Source organism: Cohnella sp. GCM10020058 (assembly GCF_042683485.1).
In the GTDB taxonomy this organism is placed as follows: domain Bacteria; phylum Bacillota; class Bacilli; order Paenibacillales; family Paenibacillaceae; genus Cohnella.
The window spans coordinates 1-399 of the sequence record NZ_JBHUJV010000012.1 but is presented as its reverse complement, the minus strand read 5'-3'; the positions used below and the strand labels follow the sequence as shown (position 1 = coordinate 399).

1 rRNA gene (only partly in view) is annotated in these 399 nt (G+C 54.9%); it reads right to left on the bottom strand.

Annotated elements, in window-relative coordinates:
* Positions 1-399: ribosomal RNA gene (locus ACFSR7_RS21490) — 16S ribosomal RNA — on the bottom strand (its annotated part extends 272 nt beyond the left edge of the window); the annotation flags it as partial.

Below are 399 nucleotides of genomic sequence, written 5' to 3'. Positions count from 1 at the left end.
ACCGGCTTTGGTAGGATTGGCTCCGGATCGCTCCTTCGCAGCCCGTTGTACCGGCCATTGTAGTACGTGTGTAGCCCAGGTCATAAGGGGCATGATGATTTGACGTCATCCCCGCCTTCCTCCGGTTTGTCACCGGCAGTCGATCTAGAGTGCCCACCCGAAGTGCTGGCAACTAAATCCAAGGGTTGCGCTCGTTGCGGGACTTAACCCAACATCTCACGACACGAGCTGACGACAACCATGCACCACCTGTCTCCTCTGTCCCGAAGGAAAGGTACATCTCTGCACCGGTCAGAGGGATGTCAAGACCTGGTAAGGTTCTTCGCGTTGCTTCGAATTAAACCACATACTCCACTGCTTGTGCGGGTCCCCGTCAATTCCTTTGAGTTTCAGTCTTGC